A 1,054-nucleotide genomic window follows, 5' to 3' on the forward strand; every position below is an offset into this window, starting at 1 on the left:
TGCGGTGCGCCAAGTCAGCGAAATAAGCTAAAAAAGGCGAGTTGGGACGATGATTACAGGGCAAAAGTTTTCTTTGGTTAATTATCCGACAAAGTATGCTCCCGCCCTGGTTAACTCCTGATGTGATAGTCAGACGTTAAAATAAGGGATCAATGAACGCAGTTGAAGATGTACTTGCTCGGACGGTTACGAAGCACTTCAATTGTTCGATGAACAAAAATATTTATCACCTCATATTCGCCTCTGATGTTTAGGATTAACAAATGTCGTGGTGGCAGGGATGCCAAGGAACGACCGTGGCTCAACTAAGGCTATTTTCAACATCCTGTCTTAATCACAAAATTTTTTATCGAAAAGTTAAAGTTACTCCGATGGGGAGTTAAATCAAAAAAAAAACATTAACAATAGTTATCTATGAGTTCTCTGGGAGCATCACAACTATCAAAAACGGTCCCCCTGAAACATTACCTCAAACAGAGCGCTCTCTCGTTCTGCTATTTACATAATAAAAAGTATGCCTAAACCTCAGCCTAGGGCTCCTCACGTTAATAGATAGTACACTTGCCTCTTTCTTAAAAACAGGGATGCGGCTGCGCGCGGCCTATCCTTATTTGTTAGCTATTTTATTATATAAAATTTAGATTTTATATTATTAACAAATTAATAATAACGATGATAAATAACACCTATAGCATCAATAATACTTCCACTTCGACCTTTAAATCCTGCAATTTGAAACTCATCGCTGGTTGTATAGCTAAATTGTGCTGGCCCACCGCCACCGCCTTTAGTCAATGTTTGGCCATAATTAGTACTAATAGTGATAGAATCCACTTTGCTACCATATCGACCAGATAAAGATGTGTGAGCGTCCGGCGAACTAGGCCTTGCTTAGATTAACATGCCAAGGTAAGAGACTATTGAGATCACAGTTGGGGGGGGAGATAAGTACCTGAGTATTAAATTACCATAAATTCGTTCACTATTAGAGCAACGTGATAATTTCAGTACTTATCGCATCATTGAACTTGTTTGTTTATCATTATTTTTGTAT

Annotated in this window: 1 pseudogene; it reads right to left on the reverse strand. The window is 38.5% G+C overall.

The features are described from left to right. Positions 1–660: 660 nt before the first annotated feature. Positions 661–852: pseudogene (locus L2764_RS27330) on the reverse strand (jacalin-like lectin); the annotation flags it as partial. Positions 853–1,054 lie beyond the last annotated feature (202 nt).

This window comes from Shewanella surugensis, assembly GCF_023284005.1.
GTDB lineage: Bacteria > Pseudomonadota > Gammaproteobacteria > Enterobacterales > Shewanellaceae > Shewanella > Shewanella surugensis.